Source organism: Candidatus Phytoplasma gossypii, from assembly GCF_030586975.1.
GTDB lineage: Bacteria > Bacillota_I > Bacilli_A > Acholeplasmatales > Acholeplasmataceae > Phytoplasma > Phytoplasma citri.
Map to the genome: position 1 here is coordinate 1 of NZ_JAOSIT010000047.1, position 3,407 is coordinate 3,407.

At 31.2% G+C, this 3,407-nt stretch carries 2 protein-coding genes; both read right to left on the reverse strand.

The window, feature by feature from the left end; all coding sequences use genetic code 11:
• A partial coding sequence (locus tag OC698_RS02815; RefSeq protein ID WP_304513184.1) for a reverse transcriptase domain-containing protein occupies positions 1-1,313 on the reverse strand: 1,313 nt, incomplete at its 3' end.
• A gap of 552 nt (positions 1,314-1,865) precedes the next feature.
• Entirely contained in the window at positions 1,866-2,165 is a 300-nt protein-coding gene (locus OC698_RS02820; RefSeq protein ID WP_304513185.1) for a hypothetical protein, read from the reverse strand.
• Positions 2,166-3,407 lie beyond the last annotated feature (1,242 nt).

Sequence of the window (3,407 nt, forward strand, 5' to 3'; positions counted from 1 at the left end):
TTCAAACAGCTATATTCCGCTAGATAGTTTAGATAGGTTAAAACATCGAGATTGTTAGCCAAACAAAAGTATTGAATAATTCCTCTAACGATTGTTTTGTAGGTCCGGATTATCTCTAATTCGTCTCTATCCGCTAATGTTTCGTCGTGTTTCACCTTCCCCACTTTTAACCAATTATATTCGTGTCCATATTCCTTGGCTTTCGCTTTGGGAATCTGGATTTGAACTTTACCGTTGAAGGAATTCTTTGTGGATTTCCTTGTACGGGTTTTATTGGTGGGATTTACCTTTACCATGTAGGATAGAAATCTAGTTCCTTTACTGGCTTTAACAATCTTTGACTTATTCTTACTGATAGTAAGTTTTAGGTCTTGTTTTAGCCATTGCGTTACTTGATTCTTAATCCTTTCAGCTTGGTTATACTCGCATTTGACACCAATGATAAAATCATCAGCGTAACGGATGTATTCAACTCTCGTTTTTGGGTTCAAATTAATACGACTATCGATCCCTAGTTTATGGTGATGGTTTTTAAGCCATGCTTTCCGATATTCTGGGTTGTTCTTCCTAATCGGCTTCCCTTCTTTAATAAGTTCCTCCATTTTTAGGTCGATGTAATGTAAATATACATTCGCCAACAGAGAAGAGATTATTCCTCCTTGAGGAGAACCCGATAAGGATTCATATTTGATTCCATCCTTCATGAAGCCAGCTTTCAACCATTTGTTAATGGTTGAGAGGACTTTATTCTTTCTGATGAACCGATTTAAGGTTCTCATGAGAATTTCATGATTGATGGTATCAAAGTAGCCTTTTAAGTTGATTTTGATAATGTAATCAATTCCTTTAAATCTTTGTTTGACGCGTTTGATTGCGTCATGACAAGATTTTTTGGTTCTAAATCCAAAGCTCCATTCTGAAAAGATATTTTCAAAATAGGGAGTTAAGAGTTGTTCGAGACATTTTTGTATTAGTCGGTCTTTGATAGTGGGTAGTCCCAGAGGTCTAGTTCTTTTGTTATCACTAGGTATGAGTATTCTTTTAACTGGTTTGGGGTTATAACCATTATTGACGTATTCCTGATGGTATCTTTCTAGTCTTTCTAGATTGATTCCATCGATGGTTTCGTTGTCAATTCCGGGTGTGCCCGCCCCTTTGTTAGCAGCAATTTTATTAAATGCTGTTAGCGTATTGTAAAAGTTATTCATCCCCTGCTGTAATTCTCTTTTTAGAGAGTAACCATTTGATGAACGATATTGAATTTTATCCAATGTTCGCGAAAGCTTTGTTTCTAGTGAAACCGTTGTTGACATCATTTATCAACCCCTTTCTCGATACCATTGAATAAATAGTAAATTACTTTCTTCTTTCGCCCTATAAGAGTAATTAACTCTCTTCTCGGTAAGCCGATTAACTAAATTATTCCAAATTTAGGTTTACCCTTACGACTACTAAAAAGATGCTTTATCCTTGACCATCCAGACTTTTACCCCCGGATTAGTAAATTTAATTACTTAGTTTTAGGATTCTCCAAGTTACGCTAAATTTCTACCTTAATTCCTTAGGTGAAGTACCCTCTTAAGAGGCTGATTCCAGGTTTCATATGATAAACTACTCAATACCAAGAGTTTATATTAGTAGGCTCTGGACTGTCCGTTTCAGCAACTTCCGGAACAGGCTTTTTCATTGCATCAATTTTCCTTCTTAGGCCATCTCAGGCTTGTCCATCGAATTATTTGGTGGCGGAGTCTTCTTGACTAATTTGCTTTCGTCGCAACCCGCTTTTATGGTCTGCTATAATTAGACATTCTTTCGTTTGTCAAACCGACCATCTCCATTCAGGGTTTATCGACTCTGGCTATTGGTTAGATAGCGCGAAATTTAGGCATCTTTGGCGCCCCTCTTGAGAAAATAATGTTTTTATTATTTTCTTTTTTATCAAGAATATTAATATTATGAAAATTTTTATTCGTTGATAAATAGGTTTGCATTGTAGAAGTTGACTCAAAACTATTTTCAGATATTTGATCTTCGGAATTATTATCAGATTTATTTATTATTTTAAAATCAGAGTTATTTAGCTTAATTGTGTTATATGAATTATAAATAATGATTAAAATAATGATAATTATAAAGGAAAAATAAATATTTTTAATTTTTTTCATTAATTAAAATAATCGGGATAGAATAGTTGGGTTTAATAACAAATTAATTTCGTCATATATTCCAAACCAGCCCCCCACAGAACCGGACAAGCAAGTTTCCAAGCATCCGGCGCCTAATACCTTATAATCTAAGATATTGAAACTCTTTCGCCATGTAAAGGTTATTACCCTTCGCCTTGATCAGGTTCTTCTCAAATATTCCAATTTCAGAATTAAATTGACGACTACTCTAAGTTTCGCTTTTCCCTTGAGCCTAGCACTGCTAGTTTTAACCCTAAGAAGGTGCTTTTAGGGAGATCAAAGTTACTCATAAATTCTACGTGCAGTTTTAGGTACAGTTTACGTTTTTTATTTAAAAAAATTATTTATTTTTTTAAGAACGAGTTTTGTTCTCTAAGCTATCCATTGAAGGATTACTAGGAATAATCTTAATTTGCGAAAGATTTACTAAATTAAGCGTCTTAGAGCTCCTGGCTTATAACAACTTGCCATTGAGGTTTATTTATTAACAACATTTTTAACTGTTTAGGGATTTTCACCTTTTCCATAACTGCTGACCTTGCGAATACTTTCGAATTAGTTGTTTTTTCTTACATCGCTTTCATGCTTTTGCTTTTACTTATTACTCTTTCGAGATAATTTGCCAAGCCCATTTTTCAATTTTTATGTGGTCTCATATTATTATTCCGAATAAGATAGTACGTTAATCTATGGAATTTATGGTCTCTTTGCGCCCTCTTTCTAAATATATTTTTTTTAATATACTATACATAATAAAAAAATGTATAGTCATTATAAGTATACACAATTTTATAATTTTCAAATTTTATTTATGATTTGACAAAAAATAAAAGATTTTTTTGTAATATCAAGAAACACAAATGATTAAACAAAAATAATTTTTAATTAAAAAATAAATCAAATTTTTTAAAAAAAATCATATATAATAATTAAAAATTTTTATTGTAAAAATTAGATATTAAATATTTTTTAGAATATTTCAGTATTTCTTATGAATTTTAAATAATTTTTTTTTATTTATTTCTTCAATTTTTTTAAATACAATTTTATTATTTGTTCTATAATCTGTTATATTTATTCATTTCATTTAATACCAAATATTACGGCTATTCCAACAAGATTTTTTTTTCAAATAAATAGATTCTACATCATCAAAAGGTAAAACTAAACAAGATAAATCATAAATTAAATTTAAACATAAAATCTGAATAGGCATAAAAG

Coding starts and splice junctions, on each gene's coding strand:
- OC698_RS02820 (WP_304513185.1), bottom strand. CDS start 2,165: ATGAAAAAAATTAAAAATATTTATTTTTCCTTTATAATTATCATTATT.